The organism is Candidatus Rokuibacteriota bacterium (genome assembly GCA_016188005.1).
Taxonomy (GTDB): Bacteria; Methylomirabilota; Methylomirabilia; order Rokubacteriales; family CSP1-6; genus UBA12499.
Genome location: JACPIQ010000091.1, coordinates 1 through 17889, shown reverse-complemented (window position 1 = coordinate 17889; position 17889 = coordinate 1). Strand labels below are relative to the sequence as shown.

Annotated in this window: 22 protein-coding genes; 4 read left to right on the top strand and 18 right to left on the bottom strand. The window is 70.1% G+C overall.

Annotated features, from left to right (window positions below; all coding sequences use genetic code 11):
- Both HYV93_18210 and HYV93_18205 read left to right on the top strand, forming a co-directional pair.
- On the top strand, window positions 1-372 hold a 372-nt coding region (locus HYV93_18210), incomplete at its 5' end, for an FAD-binding oxidoreductase (protein MBI2527905.1).
- A 127-nt stretch (window positions 373-499) separates the two neighbouring features.
- Window positions 500-946: a VOC family protein gene (locus HYV93_18205; GenBank protein ID MBI2527904.1), complete on the top strand. Its 447-nt coding sequence runs from the start codon at window positions 500-502 to the stop codon at window positions 944-946.
- 115 nt (window positions 947-1061) lie between these two features.
- Here the strand turns inward: HYV93_18205 and HYV93_18200 are convergent, their stop codons facing one another.
- The 17 genes from HYV93_18200 to HYV93_18120 form a co-directional block, all read right to left on the bottom strand.
- A complete protein-coding gene (locus HYV93_18200) occupies window positions 1062-1451 on the bottom strand; it encodes a hypothetical protein (GenBank protein ID MBI2527903.1) in 390 nt (129 codons plus the stop codon).
- A gap of 47 nt (window positions 1452-1498) precedes the next feature.
- The gene (locus HYV93_18195; GenBank protein ID MBI2527902.1) at window positions 1499-2665 is read right to left on the bottom strand and encodes an amidohydrolase/deacetylase family metallohydrolase; all 1167 of its coding nucleotides are present in this window, start codon (window positions 2663-2665) and stop codon (window positions 1499-1501) included.
- A complete protein-coding gene (locus HYV93_18190) occupies window positions 2662-3426 on the bottom strand; it encodes a hypothetical protein (GenBank protein MBI2527901.1) in 765 nt (254 codons plus the stop codon). The genes HYV93_18195 and HYV93_18190 overlap by 4 nt, the downstream gene beginning before the upstream one ends.
- 102 nt (window positions 3427-3528) lie before the next feature.
- Window positions 3529-3816, bottom strand: coding sequence for a hypothetical protein (locus HYV93_18185; GenBank protein MBI2527900.1), 288 nt, complete (start codon window positions 3814-3816; stop codon window positions 3529-3531).
- 42 nt (window positions 3817-3858) lie between these two features.
- Window positions 3859-5034, bottom strand: coding sequence for a CoA transferase (locus HYV93_18180; GenBank protein MBI2527899.1), 1176 nt, complete (start codon window positions 5032-5034; stop codon window positions 3859-3861).
- Complete coding sequence (locus HYV93_18175; GenBank protein ID MBI2527898.1) at window positions 5031-6230, bottom strand: CoA transferase; 1200 nt, start codon at window positions 6228-6230, stop codon at window positions 5031-5033. The genes HYV93_18180 and HYV93_18175 overlap by 4 nt, the downstream gene beginning before the upstream one ends.
- Before the next feature lie 89 nt (window positions 6231-6319).
- Window positions 6320-7480, bottom strand: coding sequence for a CoA transferase (locus tag HYV93_18170; protein MBI2527897.1), 1161 nt, complete (start codon window positions 7478-7480; stop codon window positions 6320-6322).
- Window positions 7477-8592, bottom strand: coding sequence for a CoA transferase (locus HYV93_18165; GenBank protein MBI2527896.1), 1116 nt, complete (start codon window positions 8590-8592; stop codon window positions 7477-7479). Before HYV93_18165 ends, HYV93_18170 begins: the two co-directional genes overlap by 4 nt.
- Entirely contained in the window at window positions 8573-8878 is a 306-nt protein-coding gene (locus tag HYV93_18160; GenBank protein ID MBI2527895.1) for a hypothetical protein, read from the bottom strand. The genes HYV93_18165 and HYV93_18160 overlap by 20 nt, the downstream gene beginning before the upstream one ends.
- Window positions 8875-9996, bottom strand: a complete 1122-nt coding sequence (locus HYV93_18155) for a MaoC family dehydratase N-terminal domain-containing protein (protein MBI2527894.1) — start codon at window positions 9994-9996, stop codon at window positions 8875-8877. The genes HYV93_18160 and HYV93_18155 overlap by 4 nt, the downstream gene beginning before the upstream one ends.
- Before the next feature lie 14 nt (window positions 9997-10010).
- On the bottom strand, window positions 10011-10715 hold the full coding sequence (locus tag HYV93_18150) for an ABC transporter ATP-binding protein (GenBank protein ID MBI2527893.1): 705 nt from the start codon (window positions 10713-10715) through the stop codon (window positions 10011-10013).
- A complete protein-coding gene (locus HYV93_18145; protein MBI2527892.1) occupies window positions 10715-11443 on the bottom strand; it encodes an ABC transporter ATP-binding protein in 729 nt (242 codons plus the stop codon). The genes HYV93_18150 and HYV93_18145 overlap by 1 nt, the downstream gene beginning before the upstream one ends.
- A 4-nt stretch (window positions 11444-11447) precedes the next feature.
- Window positions 11448-12419, bottom strand: coding sequence for a branched-chain amino acid ABC transporter permease (locus tag HYV93_18140; GenBank protein MBI2527891.1), 972 nt, complete (start codon window positions 12417-12419; stop codon window positions 11448-11450).
- 8 nt (window positions 12420-12427) lie between these two features.
- Window positions 12428-13288: a branched-chain amino acid ABC transporter permease gene (locus HYV93_18135; GenBank protein MBI2527890.1), complete on the bottom strand. Its 861-nt coding sequence runs from the start codon at window positions 13286-13288 to the stop codon at window positions 12428-12430.
- Between the two features lie 10 nt (window positions 13289-13298).
- The gene (locus HYV93_18130; GenBank protein ID MBI2527889.1) at window positions 13299-14432 is read right to left on the bottom strand and encodes an ABC transporter substrate-binding protein; all 1134 of its coding nucleotides are present in this window, start codon (window positions 14430-14432) and stop codon (window positions 13299-13301) included.
- Window positions 14433-14503: 71 nt separating this feature from the next.
- Entirely contained in the window at window positions 14504-15274 is a 771-nt protein-coding gene (locus HYV93_18125) for an IclR family transcriptional regulator (protein MBI2527888.1), read from the bottom strand.
- Window positions 15275-15408: 134 nt separating this feature from the next.
- Window positions 15409-15567 (bottom strand): hypothetical protein, encoded by a 159-nt coding sequence (locus tag HYV93_18120; GenBank protein ID MBI2527887.1) that lies wholly within the window; start codon window positions 15565-15567, stop codon window positions 15409-15411.
- A gap of 153 nt (window positions 15568-15720) precedes the next feature.
- Here HYV93_18120 and HYV93_18115 point away from each other — a divergent pair, with 153 nt between their 5' ends.
- The gene (locus tag HYV93_18115; protein MBI2527886.1) at window positions 15721-16062 is read left to right on the top strand and encodes a HAMP domain-containing histidine kinase; all 342 of its coding nucleotides are present in this window, start codon (window positions 15721-15723) and stop codon (window positions 16060-16062) included.
- A 39-nt stretch (window positions 16063-16101) separates the two neighbouring features.
- Here HYV93_18115 and HYV93_18110 read toward each other — a convergent pair whose 3' ends face one another.
- Window positions 16102-16578 (bottom strand): tetratricopeptide repeat protein, encoded by a 477-nt coding sequence (locus tag HYV93_18110; GenBank protein MBI2527885.1) that lies wholly within the window; start codon window positions 16576-16578, stop codon window positions 16102-16104.
- 125 nt (window positions 16579-16703) lie between these two features.
- Between HYV93_18110 and HYV93_18105 the strand changes: the two genes are divergently transcribed.
- Window positions 16704-17889, top strand: a 1186-nt coding sequence (locus HYV93_18105) for a hypothetical protein (protein ID MBI2527884.1), incomplete at its 3' end; no start/stop codon positions are given.

The window sequence follows — 17889 nt, the reverse complement described above, 5'->3', positions numbered from 1 at the left end:
GCGTTGCCGCCCACCGCGCCCCTCGACGGGGCGCGGATCCTGACGCACCGCCTGCCCCTGATGGAGCGCGCCATGTTCACCGGCGGCTATCGCGCCTTCGACGCATACAGCGGCGACCGTCACGCGGTGCTCGACGGGATCACCGGGATCGAGGGCCTGTTCCTCGCGACGGGGTTCAGCGGTGCCGGCTTCAAGATCGCCCCGGCGGTGGGCCTGTGTGTGGCCGACGTGATCGCGGGCGAGCCGGCGCGGACGGTCGACGTCTCGGCCTTCGGCCTCGAGCGTTTCCGCCAGGGCACGCCGCTCGAGGGCCCGTACCCCTACGCCCCGTGGAAGCCGCACGTGGAGCCGAGTCCGGCGCGGCGGCCATAGCGCCGACCGCGCCGCAGGAGGGTGGCATGCCGACGGTCACGACCGATGACGGCGTCAGCATCAACGACGACATGAAGCGAGCGATCCCGCGCCCGACCGCCTGGCTCGGCGCGCAGCCCTTCACCGGATGAACATCCGCCGAATCGAGCACGTGGCCATCGCGGTGCGCGACGTCGATGCGGGCCGCGCCTTCTGGGAGGGAGTGCTCGGCCTGCACCTGGCGGGCGAGGAAGAGATCGCGTCGGCCCAGGTCCGCATCGGACTGTATCGGGTCGGCGAGTCCAGCGTCGAGCTGATCGCGGGGACGGCACCCGGGTCGGCGTACGAGCAGCTCGTCCGGGAGAGGGGCGAGGTGCTGCACCACCTCTGCTTCGAGGTCGACGACATCGAGGGGGCCCTGGGCGAGCTCAGAGCGAAGGGCGTGAAGCTCCGCGACGAGGTTCCGCGGGCTGGACATCAGGGCAGCCGGATCGCCTTCATCGATCCCGCGAGCACCGGACAGGTGCTGATCGAGCTGATGGAGCTGGCGAGGATGCGTGGAAGCGATGCGTGGCCTTCTTCACGAAGCACCTGAAGGGCTAGCGCACAGCCCTCGCGCACGCGGTCGTCCGCGATACGGGGCGTGAAGGTGGCTGGCCGCGCTCTGCGCGCTCACGGCGCGAGCGCCCTGGCGCAGGCGGCGTGAGCGCCTAGGGCGCTTGCGCCAACCGCCCACCCGGCCGCCAGTGGGGATCGTCGAGCGGCACCTGCAGCCAGGCGATGATCGCCTTGAGCCCGGCGTACGCCCGCAGCCGGGCATCGTCCGAACCCGCGGCCTCGGCCTCCCGGACGATCTCCTCCATCTGCCGCACCACTCGCGGGCCGATCTCGAGAAGGGCGTCACTGCCGGAGGTGCCGTACCGGGCGAGGATGAATCGCACCAGCGCCCCGAGCGGGATCTGCTTGTGGCGGCTCAGAACCTCGAGCGTGGGCAGCGGGTCGATGCGCGAGTACTCGGCCACCATCCGGCGAAACCCGGCATCGGGGTCATCCGGCGGCCACGCCCCCTCGTACGGCTGGAGTCGGATCGAGTCGTCCATCCACCCCCCCCCCGGGCTGCCCCGGTCGAGCGCGCCCCGTGGCCCCGTCAGAGCTCGTCGCGGGCCGCGGGCGTGAGCCGGAGCCTCTGGCCATCACGGACCACGCAGCGGGTTCGAAAGCGCCGCCTGGCTCTGACCTCGTTCCGCGCATGGTCCAGGAACGTGAAGTCGCCTTCCTCGAGGTCGAGGACCACCGCGTCGCCCGCCATGCCGGGGGCCAGCGATCCGAGCTCCGCCGACTTGCCGATCGCCGCCGCCGCCCGGTTGGTGACGGCGCCGATCACGTCCTCGAGCGACATCCCGAGGGCGAGGAACTTCGACATGAGCCCGCGCAGGCCGTAGAGGACCCGCCCCGGGGGCGGGGCGTGGAGGTCGGTGCTCAGGGTCGTGGGAAGCAGGCCGTCGGCCATGGCCTGGCGCGCCACCGTGACGTCACAGTGGATCGAGGCGTGGCCGACGTCCATGACGACGCCGCGCGCGGCCGCCGCCCGCACTTCGGGCTGAACGCGGCCATCCGGTCCGAGGGCCCGCTCCGCATATCCATTGAAGATGTGGGTGACGATGTCCCCGGGTCGTAACTGGTCGAGAATCTCCGGCAACGCCAGCGGCGACCCCGACACGTGGACCATCAAACGGGTTCCGGCCAGATCGGCCGCCTGTCGGGCCCGCCGCAGCGCCTCGCGCGCGTTATCGCGGTTGTCCTGGCCGGTCGCGGCGTGGGTGATCCGCACCTTGACGCCGCAGATCAGATCGGGGTTCTCGCGAACGGCGCGGACGGCCTCGTCGACCTGCGCAAGGCGGATATCCTGCAGCTCGGGCGCCATGGGCACGAGCGTGAGCCCGGCGGCGCCGATATGCAGGAAGGCGAAGACGCGCGTCCGGTAGGTCGGCAGCACGTAATCGCGGAATCCCGGAAACGTCGACCACCCGCTGCTGCCCGCGTCGACCACGGTGGTCACGCCGCTCGCCAGCGCCGCCCGATCCGCGTGGGCGGCGGCGTGGAACACGCCGTGGTAGACGTGGGTGTGGATGTCGATCAGCCCGGGAGCCACGATGCCACCGGTCGCATCGATCACCTCGGCAGCATCTCCGGGCGACAGCGTCGGCATGACCGCGGCCACCCGGCCTGCGTGGAACGCGACGTCCCGGGGTGCCGAGATGCCCTGGCCCGGGTCCACCAGCGTGCCGCCGCGGACCAGGAGGTCGTACTTCACTTCCGCATCTGCTCCAGCGCGCGCCGGTACGCCTGGTAGAGAATCTTCGCGTCAACGCTGTAGATGATCATGCGCGCGCCCCTGGCCATCCACTGTTCCGCCTCCGCCGGGTCGGACACGTACATGGCGGCGGTGACCGACGCCTTGCCGGCTGCCTCGATGACCCGGTCCACGCGCTTCGTCACTTCGGGATGCGTGAACTGCCCCGGCACGCCCAGCGAGGTCGACAGGTCGCCCGGACCGGGCATGACGGCATCCACGTACCCTCCGGCGAGGATGTCCTCGATGGCGTCGGCAGCGGCAGCGTCCTCGATGAGCCCCAGCACCCATACCTCCTCTGCCGTCTGCTTGACGTGGAGGTCGAAGGGCGTGGCGGAATAGCCGGTCGCGCGCACCGCCGAGCAGGCGCCGCGGATCCCGGCCGAGGCGTAGCGCACCGCCTGGCCGATCCGTTCCGCATCTTCCCTGCTCCCGAGATGCGCGAGCAGGATCCCCTGGGCGCCGAGGTCCAGCACGCGGCCGATGAGCTGCGGATCCGCCTTCGCCACTCGCACGATGGGCGTGATCGCGGCTGCGTCCGCCGCGATCACGAGGCGCTCCACATCGGCCATGTCCAGTGCCGCGTGCTCCGTGTCGATGATCACGAAGTCGTACCCGGCCAGGCCCAGGATCTCCACGTGCGCCGGCTCCCGGCAGAACACGAAAGACCCGAACACGGCCCGTCCCTCGTGCGCGCGTCGCTTCGCGTGATTCGGTCTCATGCTCGCCTCCCGCTCACTTGCCCAGGATCTTGCGGACGCCGCCCAGCGCCTCGCCGGCCGCAGGCCCCAAGTCCTTCGCCCACTGGTCCCAGTAAGGCGCCATCAGGGCGCGCCCCTGTGGCGACTCGGCGGCGGGGGGCCCTGCCCCACCACGCGCGCGATCTCGGTGATCTTGTAGGGCAGCTCACCACTGGGGCGCACGACAATCTCGAGCTCGCCGCGCGTCCGCTTCTTCACCTCGCCGGCGAACTCCTTGAAGTACTGAGCCACCGGGTGCGTGATGCCCACGTAGAGGACCAGATCCCACTTGGAGCCCGCCGATGCTTCGAGCGCGAGCCCCCACAGTGCCAGGATTGCCGTCACCATGCCGACGATGTAGCGCCGAGTCATCTCATCCACCTCCTGTCAAGGTAGCCCCTCTTCGCCCCCACGTCAGCCGATGACCTGGTCGGCCTCGAGCCCGGCGATCGTCGCATCGTCGAGCCCGAGAACCGTTCCGAACGCGTGCCGACGAGCCTCGGCCCCCGTCAGCGTCTCGGGAAGCCGCCGCGGCGTGCCGGCGAAGACCCAGGGCGGCGTCGCAAACCACCGGCGGACGTCGCCGAGGTCGACGTGATCCAGGACGCCACGGGCGCGGATGTGGGCGTCCTCGCACACGTCCCGGTTCGTCATGGACGGAACGGCGGCCACTCGCGCCGCCTGCAGAGTCGCGGCCGCCGTCTCGACGCTGCGCTGACTCGCCCACTCGTCGACGATCCGGTCCACCTCCTCGCGGTGCGCCCCGCGATCCGGCTCCGTTGCGAAGCGCGCATCGTCGGAGAGCTCGCGCCGGCCGAGCGCGTCGCAGAACCGCCGCCACTCCTCGTCGCTCCCCACGGCGATGCTGACCCACCGGTTCTGGCCCGCGCACTGGAACACGCCGTGCGGAACGTGCCGCGCATGCGCGTTCCCCATCCGCCGGTCGGTCGCGGGGTCGGCCTGCGACGCCGCGAGCGCGGGCGCCAGCGTCCACAGCAGAGCCTCGCGGGCAGCGAGATCGACATAGCACCCCGTCCCGGTTCGCCGGCGACGCGCGAGCCCCGCCAGCGCCGCCAGGACGACCACGGCGCCACCGGTGAGGTCGGCAGGGTGACGGATCTCGACCGGCGGAGCGTCAGGATGGCCGGTCAGATGCGCCACCCCGGACAGGGCGCAGAAGATCGGCGCATAGCCGACGTCGTCGCCCTCCGTCCGTTCACGTCCGACGGAGGATGCCGACACCATCACGAGGCGCGCGTTGTCCCGGCTCAGATCGTCGTAGCCGAGGCCAAGTCGCTCGACGACCCCTGGACGGAAGTTCTCCAGGAACACGTCGGCTTTGGAGGCCATGCGGCGCACGAGGGCCTGGCCGCCGGCACGCTTGACGTCGATGCGCACGCAGATCTTGCCGGAGTTGAGCTCCTGGTAGAGCGCCGCCGTCGCCCGTCCGCTCTGTTGAGCGTCGGGCCGTCCCACGTGGATGACCTCGGCCCCGAGCCCGCCCAGCAGGTATCCGGCGTACGGGCCCATCGCTGCCCACGTGAAGTCGAGCACGCGAAGACCCGCCAGCGGCCGCCCGGCGTCGCTCACGACAGCACGCCCTCGCGCTCGAGCGCGGCGACCTCGTCGGCGGTCAGGCCGAGCAGCGAGCCGAAGATCTCCGCGTTGTGCTCGCCGAGCAGCGGCGCATGCCGGTCGACACCGCCGGGCGTTCCACTCAGCGTCCACGCCGGACCATAGACGAGTTCCCGGCCGAGGACGGGGTGATGGACCTCCGCGAACGCTCCCCGAGCGCGGAGATGCGGGTCCTCGGCGAGCGCGGCCGGTCCCATGATCGGCGCGGCCGCCACGTGCTCCGCCTGGAGCCGGTGCATCAACGGCATCGCCTCGAACTTGCGGGTGTGACGCGCGATCTCCCGATCGAGTTCCCGCCGGTGCTCCCACCGGCCCTCCGCCGTCGCGAACCGCGGCGCGGCGCCAAGCTCCACCGTCTCGAGCGCCCGGCAGCAGCCCGCCCACTCCGCGTCGGACGCCACCGAGATGGCAATCCACACGTCAACGCCGGCGCAGGGGTAGTGTCCGTGTGGTGCATAGCCGCGCCGGTCGTTGCCGCACGGTGCCGGAACCACCCCGGTGAGACCGTACTCCACGATCGCCTCTCCGATCACCGACACGCCGGCCTCGAGCTCGGAGACGTCGACGTGCTGGCCCTCACCCGTCTGCTCCCGGTGGAACAGCGCCGCCAGGACCGCGAACGCCGCCCACACGCCCGCATTCGAGTCGGCGTAGGGTTGCTGGATGCCCAGCACGCGCTCGCCGGGGTAGCCGACCAGGCTGTCGAGTCCCGACATGCCGGCCATCAGCGGCGCATACGCCGGCATCTCGCGCAGCGGCCCGGACTGCCCCACCCCGGACAGCGACAGCATCACCAGCCGCGGATGGATCTCGGCGAGCGCCGCGTAGTCGAAACCGATGCGGTGCATGAAGCCCGGCGTGAAGTTCTCGAGCAGCACGTCGCTGCGCCGGACGACTTCGCGCAGCAATTCCACGCCGCGCGGCGATCCGAGGTTCACCGTGATGCTCTTCTTGTTGCGATTCAGGGCGTGGAACCACGGATTCTGCTCCGGGTCCGGATTCGTTCCGATCAGCGGCTTGCCCTGGCGCATGTAGTCGAGACGCCGCCGCGATTCGACCTTGATCACTTCGGCGCCCATGTCCGCGAGGAGCTGGCCCGGGATCGCGCCGGCCCAGACCCAGCCCCTGTCGACCACTCGAAATCCGCTCAACGGTCCCACGGCATCACCTCAGCTCGGCCAGCACTTCAGCCCTCCTTCGTCGTCTGCTCCGCTCCGACCCCTGAAACAGTCCCACGGCATCACCTCAGCTCGGCCAGCACTTCAGCGGTGTGCTCGCCCAGACGTGGCGCCGGCCCGCCGACCTGGGCCGGCGTTCGCGAGAAGCGCGCGGGAAAGCCAGGAATCGTGATCTGCTTGCCGCCCGGAACATCGACCGTGCAGAAGAACTCGCGCTCGGCGAGCTGCTCATCCGCCAGCACCTCGTCCACGAGGCGCACGGGACCACATGCGATGTGCCGCTCGCGGCTCATCGCGAAGATCTCGGCCCGGGTGTGACGGCCGAGCCAGGGCAGAAGCAGCGCATCGAGCTCGTCCGCGTACTCCACGTTGTTCTTCGTGCGGTTCGCGTACCTCGGGTTCCGGGTCCACTCGGGGCTGCCGATCATCTCGACGAAGCGCGCCCACTCCCGGCCTTCGGGGCAGTTCAGCTCGACGTAGCCGTCCTTGCAGGGCAAGACCGTCTGCGGATACGGCTGATTGGCGAAGCGGTGGCCGGCTCGCCGCTCGAGATGCCCGGCAAGCTGATACCGAGTCACCGAGAACCCGGCGTGGACGGTCGCGAAGACCTCTGCCTCGGACACGTCGACGACTTGGCCCTGGCCGGATCGGCGGCGCGAGAGCAGGGCGCACGTGATGCCACTGGCCGCAGCGAGTCCGGCCTGATAGGCGGCCTGCGCGAGCGGCAGTGTCAGGGGTTCGCGATCCGGATGTCCGATGCGCCGCACCACGCCGCTGAATGCCGCGGTCACGAGCTCCGAGCCTTCGAAATCACGGTACGGCCCGGTGAGGCCGAATGCCGTGACGGCCGCCATGATGAGCGTCGGGTGCCCCGCTGACAGCGAGGCGTCCGTGAGCCCGATCTCATCGAGCGCGGCGCGCCGGAGACCCGTCACGAGCACGTCGGCGGTGCCGATCAGCGCGCGCAGGCTCTCGCGCGGCTCTGCCGCGGAGAGGTCCAACACGACACTGCGCTTGCCCGCGTTCAACAAGATGAAGAGCCCGCTCGATTCGGGGTCGTGCGTGCCGTCGGGAAACGGCCCGTACCGGCGCACGGAGGACCCTGAAGGCGGTTCGATCTTCACGACGTCGGCGCCGAGGTCAGCAAGAAGGCGCGCGCCGTACGCCGCACCGAGGCGGTCGCCGACCTCGACGACGCGGAGTCCGGTGTATGGGCGCTTCATGGGCGGCCCGCTTCCGGCGTGACGGCCGCGGGTCGCGGTGGCGCCCCCGGCGCACGATGGCGGACGGACGTCGACCACCGCGGCAACCGGAGCTGCTCTCCTGACGGTGTCGTCACGGTGCGCCACACGCCTCGTCGCTCGAGGCTCTCGTCCGCGAGGACGTCGCCCAGCGTGAACACCGGAGCGATCGGCAGGCCGAGCGCCTGGCCCCGACGATAGAGATCCGTCCGGCTATGCCGCCTCGTCTCGTTCGCCAGGCGCTTGGCCACGTCTTGCCAGGCGCCGAGACGGCCCGGCTGGGTCGACAGCTCGGGCGCCCGCGCCCATTCCGGATCACCGAGCAGCTCCATCGCCGACCGCCACTGGTGATCCTCCATGATCGTGATCTGCACGTAGCCATCGCTCGCCGGCAGAACGCCGCCGACGAACGTGACCCAGGGTTCGAGCCGGGTCACCGTCCGGCCCTCGTTCAGGTAACGCACGATCTCGGTCCAGTTCATGCTGACGAGCGCGTCCTGCTTCGAGCAGTCGATGACGCCGCCAGCCGGCCCGTCCGCACGGATGAGACACGCCACGGTGGCGACGGCAGCCAGGAGGCCAGCTTGCGCCTCACCCCAGCGGCCGCCGGCTTGCACGGGCGGCCGGACGAGATACTCGGGCCACAGCGCGTCCCGCGGGATCTGCTGGGCATACCCGCTGGCGTGGTAGACGTTGAGCGGGTACGCGGACGCCTCGGCTCTCGGTCCAGTGAGACCGAACGGGGACAGGCAGACGGACAGCAGCGCCGGCTGACACGCCGCGAGCCGCGGCCCGAGGGGATCCCCTGCCGGCCAGCCGAGCGGCGCACGCTCCTCGATGAACACGTCAGCCCTCGCGACGAGTCGCTCGACGTCTCGCACGCCCTCCGGGGTCCGGAGGTCGGCGCGCACGTGCCGCTTGAGCGCCCCGAGCGCGGAGACCTCCCCGGAGGGGGCATCGGCTCCGCGGATCGACACGACATCCGCTCCGAGCTCGGCGAGCGCGTGCCCGCAAAAGGCCGCGGCCACACCCCAGGCGCACTCGACGGCACGGACACCGTCGAGGACGCTCAGGTCAACCGCGCTCGTGCCCATAGCCGCATTCCGTGACACACTGGAGCATGTAGTCGTTCACGTTCCGACCGTCGACCCAGACCTCCGCGATGACGTGTCCGGCGTGGTCTCTCCCGACTGCTTCGAGCTGAACGTCACGATCCTGGACCACGCGCTGAACGAGCATCCGGAGAACGGCGCCGCCGGGGAGTCCCATTCGCGGCACGCGGACCCGGGCGAGCACGACGGTCTCCCCCGCCTCGGTCACGAACATCCCACCATCGACCACGCCGACGCAGCGCGCCTCTTTCGCCGCCAGCTCCGTCATTCCGGAAGCTCCACGACCGCCTCGGCGACGGCGACGAGCTCGCCGAGCTGGTTCATCGCCTCGAGCCCGACCGTCACCAGCCCGCGCTCACCGTCTCGCTGCTTTCCCGTGACCACGCCACGGCACCAGACGGTGTCTGCCATGATCACGAACTTCTTGAGATGGCTATCGAGCGAGCGGAGGAACGCGGTGTCGCCCATCCAGTTCGTGACGACAGTCGCCATCCACGCGATCCGCTGCGGCCCAAGGTCGTACGCCGCCGGCACGCCGGCCGCGCGTGCGAGCTCGTCGTCCCAGTGCACCGCCTCCGGCGAATCCGCGATGCCCAGCGACGTCCACATGACCGCGCTCGGATGGCGACGGCGGAACGCCGTGCCGAGTCCGTGGGTGTACATGAAGAAACCGTGAGCGATGCCGCCGAATCCGCCGCGCATGTAGCCGACCATGTCGGTGACCGTGAGCGGGCCCTTGACGACCGCGGGCAGCACCTCGCCGACGTGCGTGTCGGCCCACCGGCGCGGCAGATCCCCGCGGATGGTCTCCCGGAAGACATCCCGTTCGATCCGCGCCCGGTCCTCGGCCGTGTACGTGTGTTTTTCCTTGCGCGCCACGGTGCCCCGGCGCCGTGCCTCTCCCCGCTCGGTGCGGAGGTTCCAGTTGCGGGCCCGACAGACGGCCGCACCCTCCGCGTCCGAGAACACCGTTTCGGTGCCCTGGAGCACCGAGCGGCCGGCGAACCGACTGGGCCGCTCCGTCACCTCGTAGAGCCGCCCCACGCTGAGGAGCCGGTCGCCCTCGCGAATCGGTCGGGACCACTCGAGATGGCTGCGCACGAACATCCCGTGGACCCCGGGCAACCCGGTGCCGATGTCCCAGCCGCTCAGCACGTAGACCATCGTCGGCGGTGCCAGCAGACTGCGGTGCGGGCTGAGTTCCGCGTACGTCCGGTCGGTCCAGAGCGGGTGTTGATCGCCGATGGCGAACGCGTACCGCTCGATCCACTCGTCGGTGACGACCGCTGACCGCCTGAGGTGTCGCAGCTCCTTGCCGAGTCGCGAGCGGAGCTCGTCGAGCGCCGCGTCGGTGATCGTGCCGTGGTCCGTCGTTTCCGTGCCCATCCGCGCCTCCCTCCTCACGTCCCCATGAAGATCTCGCGCACCTTGGCCGACGCGAGGAGCGACTGGCTGCTCCCGTCGATCGCCACGCGCCCGCTCTCCAGCACGTAGGCGCGATGCGCCACGCCGAGCGTGTCCTGCACGTGCTGCTCGATCATCAAGATGGTGACCCCTCGCGCGTTGATGGTCCGGATCGTGTCCCTGATGACCGCCTGATATCTCGGCGACAGCCCGAGCATCGGCTCGTCCAGCATCAGCAGCCGTGGCCGGCCCATCAGGCCGCGGCCAATGGCGACCATCTGCTGCTCGCCCCCGGACAGCGTGCCCGCACGCTGCTGCCTTCGCTCCTGCAGCACCGGGAAGAGCGAAAACACCTCATCGAGCGTCTCGGCGCGGGCGCCGCGCGATCGCGGCACGACCGAGCCGACCACGAGGTTCTCGAGCACCGTGAGGTGCGGGAATACGTGGCGCCGCTCGAGCACGTGGACCAGCCCGACCCGCGCGCGGGCGTATGCCGGCTCGGTCTCGAGCGAGCGGCGGTCGAAGCGGATCGTCCCGCGCCGCGGGCGGGCAAGCCCGGAGATCGCGTTCATCGCCGTGCTCTTGCCCGCCCCGTTGGGTCCGAGCAGCGCGACGATCTCCCCGGCCTGGACGGTGAGCGACACGGCCCAGAGGACTTGAAAGTCGCCGTACCACACGTCCAGCTCGTGGACCTCGAGCATCATGACGTCTCCGTCACGAACGTGTCGCCGAGATACGTGCGGACGACTTCGGCGTCGCGCGCGACCTCGGCGGGTCGACCCTCGGCGATCTTCGCCCCCAGGTTCAGCGCGACGATCCGGTCCGCAAGCGATGCCATCACCCGCATGTTGTGCTCGACGACGAGGAGCGTGACCCCGCGCGCGCGCACTGAACGCACAAGCTCCACCAGCCCCGGGATGCTTCGCTGATCCACGCCGCCGGTGACCTCGTCCAGCAGAAGCAGCGAGGGCCTCGTCGCCAGCGCCCGCGCCAGCTCGAGACGCTTCCGCTGGCCCGTGCTGAGTGAGGACGCGAGCGCGTCCGCCTTTTCCGTCAGGCCCACGGCCGCGACGAGCGCACGAGCCTCGCGGTCGGCCGCGGCGGCGCCCGCGCGCGGAACCAGCCCGACGAGCACATTGTCGATCACCGTCATCGTGTCGAACGGACGCGGGATCTGGAACGTCCGCGCGATGCCGAGGCGACTGACGACGTGCGGGCGAGCGCCCGTGATCTCGCGCCCGCGGAAGCGAAGCGAGCCGGTGTCCGGCCGGTACACGCCGGCGACGATGTTGAAGAAGGTCGTCTTTCCGGCTCCGTTCGGCCCGATCAGCCCGACGATCTCGCCGTCCGACACGTCGAGCGAGAGGTCGCGGTTGGCCTGAAGGCCGCCGAACCGCTTGCTGATGTTCCGTGCCTCGAGCAGCGCCACGCCGTCAGACCTCGTTCGAGGTCGGCATGGTCGCCACGCGCTCCCCGGAACGCCGCCGGCGACCGTGCGGCGACCGCACCACGGCGCCGACGCCGGCGGGCGCCCACAGCGTGAGCAGCAAGAGCAGCAGCGCGTAGAGAATCATCGCCGCTTCCGGGCCCACGTAGACGCGGAGCGCCTCGTCGGCAATGCTCACCGTGAGCGCGCCCAGGATGGGCCCCCAGAACGTGCCCATGCCGCCCACGATCGCCATGAGCAGCAACCGAACATTGATCATCACGTCGAAGACGGTGTCCGGATCGACGAACGCCGTCCGCACGGCGTAGAACCCGCCGATGAGTCCCGTGAGGACCGCGCTCAGGAGGAGGATCGTCACCTTGTAGCGCAGGGCATCGATGCCGAGCGATGCCGCCGCGTCCTCGTCGTCCCGGATCGCCGCGATGGCCCGCCCGTGTCGCGACGCCATGATGAGCCGCACGGTCAGGACGCTGACGAGGGCGAGACCGAGCGCCCAGAAGAACGGCGCGCGGCTGAACGGCGCGAACGTGAACGGCATGACGATCCCGAGGTTCCCGCCCGGTGCCAGCAGCACCGCGGCGACCTGCGACAGGCCGGTGACGCCGAGCGTCGCGATCGCGAAGTAGATGCCGCGGGCGCGAAAGGCCGGGGCCATCGCGAGCGCGGTCAGCGCGGCACCGCCCGCGCCCGCCGCGAAGAGGACCGGCAGCGGGAGCGTCGTGGTCGACCCGAGGTGGGTGGTGACGTACGCGCCGGCTCCGAACAGTGCCGCGTGCCCGAGCGACAGCTGTCCGAGGTATCCGCCGACCAGATGCCAGGCAGCCGTCAAACCGATGAACATCAGCGCCGTCGTGAGGACGCCGCCGACATACGGATCCGTGACGATCCCGACGACCGCCGACACCCCCGAGGCCGCCCCGAGGATCGCGACATCCCGCACGACCGGTCGACGGGCCATGCGGCGGACTACCCGCGCTCCCCGCGGATCAGGCCAGTCGGCCGCGCGATCAGCGTGGCGACCAGGATGCCGTACGTCACCAGATTGATGGCGCGCGACCCTTGGTACACGCCGACCAGCGACTCGCCGAGACCGAGAAGCAGGCTCGTGGCAGCGGCGGCGCCGATGTTCCCCATGCCGGCGAGCACGGCGACCGCGAAGGCCTTGAGCGTGTACTCGGCGCCGGCGTGGGGCGTGAGCGAGTAGCTGAGCGCGAGGAACAAGCCGCCAAGACCGGCCAGGACCGTTCCGAACACGAACACCAGCCCGCACACCAGGCTCGTCCGGATTCCGGCGACCTCCGCGGCCGCGCGGTCCTGCGCGACGGCACGCACGATGATCCCGAACTCGGTACGACGCAGCACGACGGCCAACGCCGTCAGCATCGTCAGCGACAGCACGATCCCGACGAGCGTCGGGCCGTAGATGGCAAGGCCCAAGACCTCGACGGTCGCGAACTCGAGCCGCAGCGAACGGACATCGGCACCGAGCAAGAGCTGGACGCCGTTCTGCAGCAGCACCGCCACGGCAAACGTCGCGACAAGCTGGTTGATCGGCGGCCGGCGCAGCGCGGGACGCATCACGCCGACGTACACGATCGCCCCGAGGAGCACCATGCCCGCGATGAGGATCAGCGATGTTCCCGCCACGCCCCAGCGGAGGATCTCAAGACCCAGGTAGACGAGATAGCCACCGACCATCAGCAGTTCCCCGTGGGCGAAGTTCACGACCTTCAGCACGCTGAAAACGAGCACGAGGCCGATCGCGATGAGCAGGTAGATGCTTCCGAGCGCGAGCCCGTTGACCACCACCTGCCCGAACGTCACCACCGGACGTCGCCTACCGTGCCGTCCAGTCGGGAGCTGGCTTCGGCTCGCCCAGCTTGGCGGCTGCCGGCCAGAGAATCACCACCTTGCCACCCTGGAGCTGGCCGACGAGGTTCTGGGGATGCCGCTGCCCGTTCTCCTTGAACGCCATCTCGCCGATGATCGTCTGGATCTTGCCCTTCAACAGGGTGTCCCGCACCGCCTGGGGAGTCATCTCCGCCGCCTGCTCGATGGCGCGCACCATCAACTGCGCCGTCGCATAGGCCTTCGCTTCCATCCGCGTTGGCGCGTACTTGTGTCGAGCCTGGAAGCTACGCTCGAAGTCCGCGTTGCCCGCGCTCTGCATGCCGAGGTACCACTCGTCGAGGCCGACGACGAAGTCGAGATCCTTGCCAAGCGCCGCGACGAGGTCGGTGTCGAGTCCGAAGCTCGGTGACCGAGCCACCCACGGGATGTTGACGTTCAGTTGCTTCAGGCTCCGGTGGATCTGGATCGACTGCGCCGTCGTGGCATTGTAGATGAGCAGGTCCGGCTTCCGCTCCTTCAGCCGCGTCGCGAGCGCCGCCATGTCGAACTGCTTGCTCGCGATCGCTTCCTCCGCGACGACCGTGCCGCCCGCCTTCGCCACCGCATCTTTCAGCGCGCTGAAGGAGGCGGTATGGATGCCCTCGATGGACACGCCGGCGATCCGCTTCGCCCGCGACGCCGGCAAGAGGTAATTCAGGATCGTGTTCCAGCGCTCGTCGTCTCCCGCGGTGAGATTGAAGACGAAACGGTGCCCGCTCTGAACGATCTTCGGGTTGCTCGTAAACGGCTGGATGTTCGGGATGCCGTAGCGTTCGGCCTGCTGCGCCCCGGCCATCCCGTTCGCGCTCCCGTACGTGCCCAGGATGCCCACCGCCTTGTCGCGCGTCCCGAGCCGATCGATGGCGGCGCGCACGGTGGTCGGGTCGTTCCGATCGTCCTCGATGACGAGCTGCAGCGGGCGGCCCTTGATCCCCCCCCGCGCGTTGACATCATCGACGAGCAACTGATAGCCGCGCTGCATCCGTGCCGCGGGATCGGCGTTCGCGCCGGTCAGCGGCAGATGCGCGCCGATCACGATCGCGTTGCCTTGCGCGCCGGCCGATGCCGGCGCGAGGCTCACGAGGACCGCTGTCACGAGGGCGACACACACGCTTCGCCGGCCGTCATCCATCATGGGTTCCTCCCCTCCGTCTATGACGAACGCAGATCCTTGTATCCCAGCTCCGCCGAGATCCTTGCGGCGGTCGCCTTCACCGCTCGCACCACGTCCGGCATCCGCGACTTCATGAACTGATGCGCCTGGATGCCGACTCCGACCCCGGCGATGACGCTGCCGTTGCCGCCGCGAATCGGGGCGGAGATTCCGAACCCTCCACTGCCGTACTCGTCGTGGCTGAACGCGTATCCTCGCTTGCGGATCGTCTCCAGATCCCGAAGGAGCTCCGCCCGGCTCGTGATCGTCTTGGGTCCCACTTTCCCCAGGCCGGCGCGGATCACGGCGTCGATCTCGGCCGCGGGCAGATGGGCGAGCAGGACCTTCATCATCGAGCCGGCGTGGAGCGGTCGCGTCACTCCGGCGCGGCTCCACATGACCGGGCCGCTCGGCGGCTCGAGCGCTTCGAGCACGAGCCCGTGATGCCGCTCGGCGATCGTGAGGTACACGCCGGCCCGGACGATGTCGCGCAGCTGCACCATGTGCGACAGCGCCACCCGCCGGACCTCGGTGAGCTCGGCCACGAGCGTCCCGAGTTCGAACAGCCGGTAGCCCAGCCGATAGCGCTTCGTGACCGGATCCTGGGCGACGGCGCCGACGCTCATCAGGGTCTTCAGGATCCGCTGGACCGTCGGCCGCGGTACCCGGAGCGCGGCGGCGATCTCCGACGGAGTCGCCTCCGGCCGGCTCGTAGAGAAGACGCCCAGCGCTGCGAACGCCTTCGCTATACTTCCGACCGAGTCCGCCATGCGAGCAGAGAGTCCACCATACGAACCCAACCCCTGTCAAGATGATTTTCCCGACCACGGGGGACCAGCGAGTTGCGGGCCCTTGCGGAACACGGCGCCGTTGCCGGGACTGACGACCGGTGTGCGGCGGGAGGCTAGGTGGCGGGGGGGAGGACCTCCTGGATCACTCGACGGATCTCGGCCATCGCGAAGGGCTTGCGCAGGCAGCGGGCGCCGGTCCGATCGAGGAACTCCCCCCGCCCTCGACCTGTCAAGGCTTCGCTTCGCCGCACCGGCCGCATGCTGGCGGGCATCGGGTGCCCTCGTCCCCCGTCAATGCTGGCGCCTGCAGATGGCCTCCGCGCCGAGTACGGCCGGGCCGTCACGTTTCTTGCGACGCGCCCGCGAAGGGGCATCAGGCCGTCCGATTTCGAGGGCGTGGATGGCTGTGGATAAGTGGATAACCTGTGGGCAACTCCCGGACCTGGCGGAGCTCGCCCCGGCCTCTCGGGCATGGTCGCGTCGTCCTCGCGGTCAGCGACGTCGGGAGTGGTGTCGCACCGGCCGATCGCGAGAAGGTCTTCGCCCCGTTCTACCGCGGGGACACGACCGGCAGGGCCGCCGCGGCCCGGTCCGGAGCTGAAGGCGACTCGCGGCGCGGCGTGGGCCTGGGGCTCACGCTCGCGCGTCGGGTCGCGGAGGTGCATGGCGGAACGATCACGATCGAGTCCCTCGAGGAAGTGGAGGGCCGACCCTCCGGCTGCCGTGTGCTCCTGTCCATTCCGAGCGTCGGCCGCGCGTCCGATTAGAACGCCCCGGGCTGGCCCCCAGTGGCGGCCCCCACCGGCTCAGGGCGGCGGTGCGCCGGCGATCGCCTGCGCGAGGTCCTCGGCCTCCGGCGCGCCGAGCTCCCGTAGTCGGTCCAGCAGCCGCCGGGCTTCGTCGATACGGCCCATCTGCACGTAGGCCTCGCCGAGATATTCGAGCGCCTCGGGATACACGGGTCGCAGGCGGAGGGCCTCGTAGTACGCGCGGACCGATTCCTCGAACTTCCTCTGGTTCCGGAGGGCGTACCCCAGGCCGTTCCAGGCCTCGGCGAGCGTGGGCCGGGCCCGCAGGGCATCGCGGTACGCCGCCTCCGCGCCGCGCCAGTCGCGCCGCTTCGCCAGCGCGAGCCCCTCGTTGTAGCGCCGCTCGGGTGAGACCGCCGGCGCCGGAACCGTGGGCGCAGCCGGAGCGGTGAGCGGGCCGTCGTCGACCGCGGCGGCCGGTGCCGCGAAGGCGAGAAGAAGAAGCAGGCCGCCGCGAAGCTGGACTCCTGGCATGGCACCCCGGGGGATCGGCGCTGATTGTATCATCCGAACGGCTAGGTATAATGATGCAGATTGGCTAGAGATCGGGGCCCGAAGGACCCGTGCCGTCGCGATTCTTCTCCAGAACGGAGGTCCTCATGATGCACTCAGCGCTCCGCACCCTGATGATGGTGGTGTCGTTGCTCCTGGCCGTTCCCGCAATGTCATACGCCTCGGACCAGCTCGGCAAGGTCACGTTCCCCACCTCCTGCAGCGCCTCCGTCCAGGCCGACTTCGACCGCGCGGTGGCCCTGCTCCACTCGTTCTGGCTGGAGGCGGCTGGCAAGGCCTTCGCCACCGTGGCCCAGGCCGACCCGGGCTGCGCGCTGGCCCACTGGGGCACTGCGATGGTGAAGCTCGGCAACCCGCTCGCGAGTGCCCAGTCGCGCAAGGCCCTAGAGGAGGGTTGGGAGGCGATCCAGCGCGCGAAGGCCGCCAGCCCGAGGACGCCCCGCGAGCGAGACTTCATCGAGGCCCTCGAAACCTTCTACCGCGATTTCGAGAAGGTCGATCACCGGACCCGCGCGCTGGCGTATGAGAAGGCGATGGAGCGGCTCGCGCAGCGGCATCCCGCGGACCGCGAGGCCGCGATCTTCTACGCGCTGTCGCTCAACATGACGGCGCTGCCCACCGACAAGACCTACGCCAACCAGCTCAAGGCGGCCGGGACCCTCGAGAAGGTCTTCGTCGGGCAGCCGCAGCACCCGGGCGTGGCGCACTATCTGATCCACAGCTATGACTACCCGCCGATCGCGGCCAAGGGCCTCACTGCGGCCCGCCGTTACGCCTCGATCGCGCCGGCGGCCCCGCACGCCCGCCACATGCCCTCGCACGTCTTCACCCGGGTCGGGGCCTGGTCGGAGTCCGTCGAGTCCAACCGGTCGTCGGCCGCGGTTGCCGATCAGCCGAGCAAGCTCCACGCCCAGGACTACATGGTCTACGGGTACCTCCAGCTCGGACAGGACGCCGAGGCCCGCAAGGTGATTGACGAGGTCCGGGCGATCCCCGTCATCAACATGCAGCATCCGCTGGCATTCGCCTCCGGGTATGCCATCGCGGCCATCCCGGCCCGGCATGCCCTCGAGCGCGGCCAGTGGACCGAGGCGGCAGCACTGACGCTGCCGGCCAGCGAGTTCGAGTGGCGCAAGTGGCCGCAGGCCGAGGCGCTGGTGGTCTTCGCCCGGGCGCTGGGTGCATCGCGCGCCGGCAACGCCGCCACCGCGCGGCAGGACCTGGAACGGCTCGACGCGCTTCACACCGCTCTCGTCGGGATGAAGCAAGGGT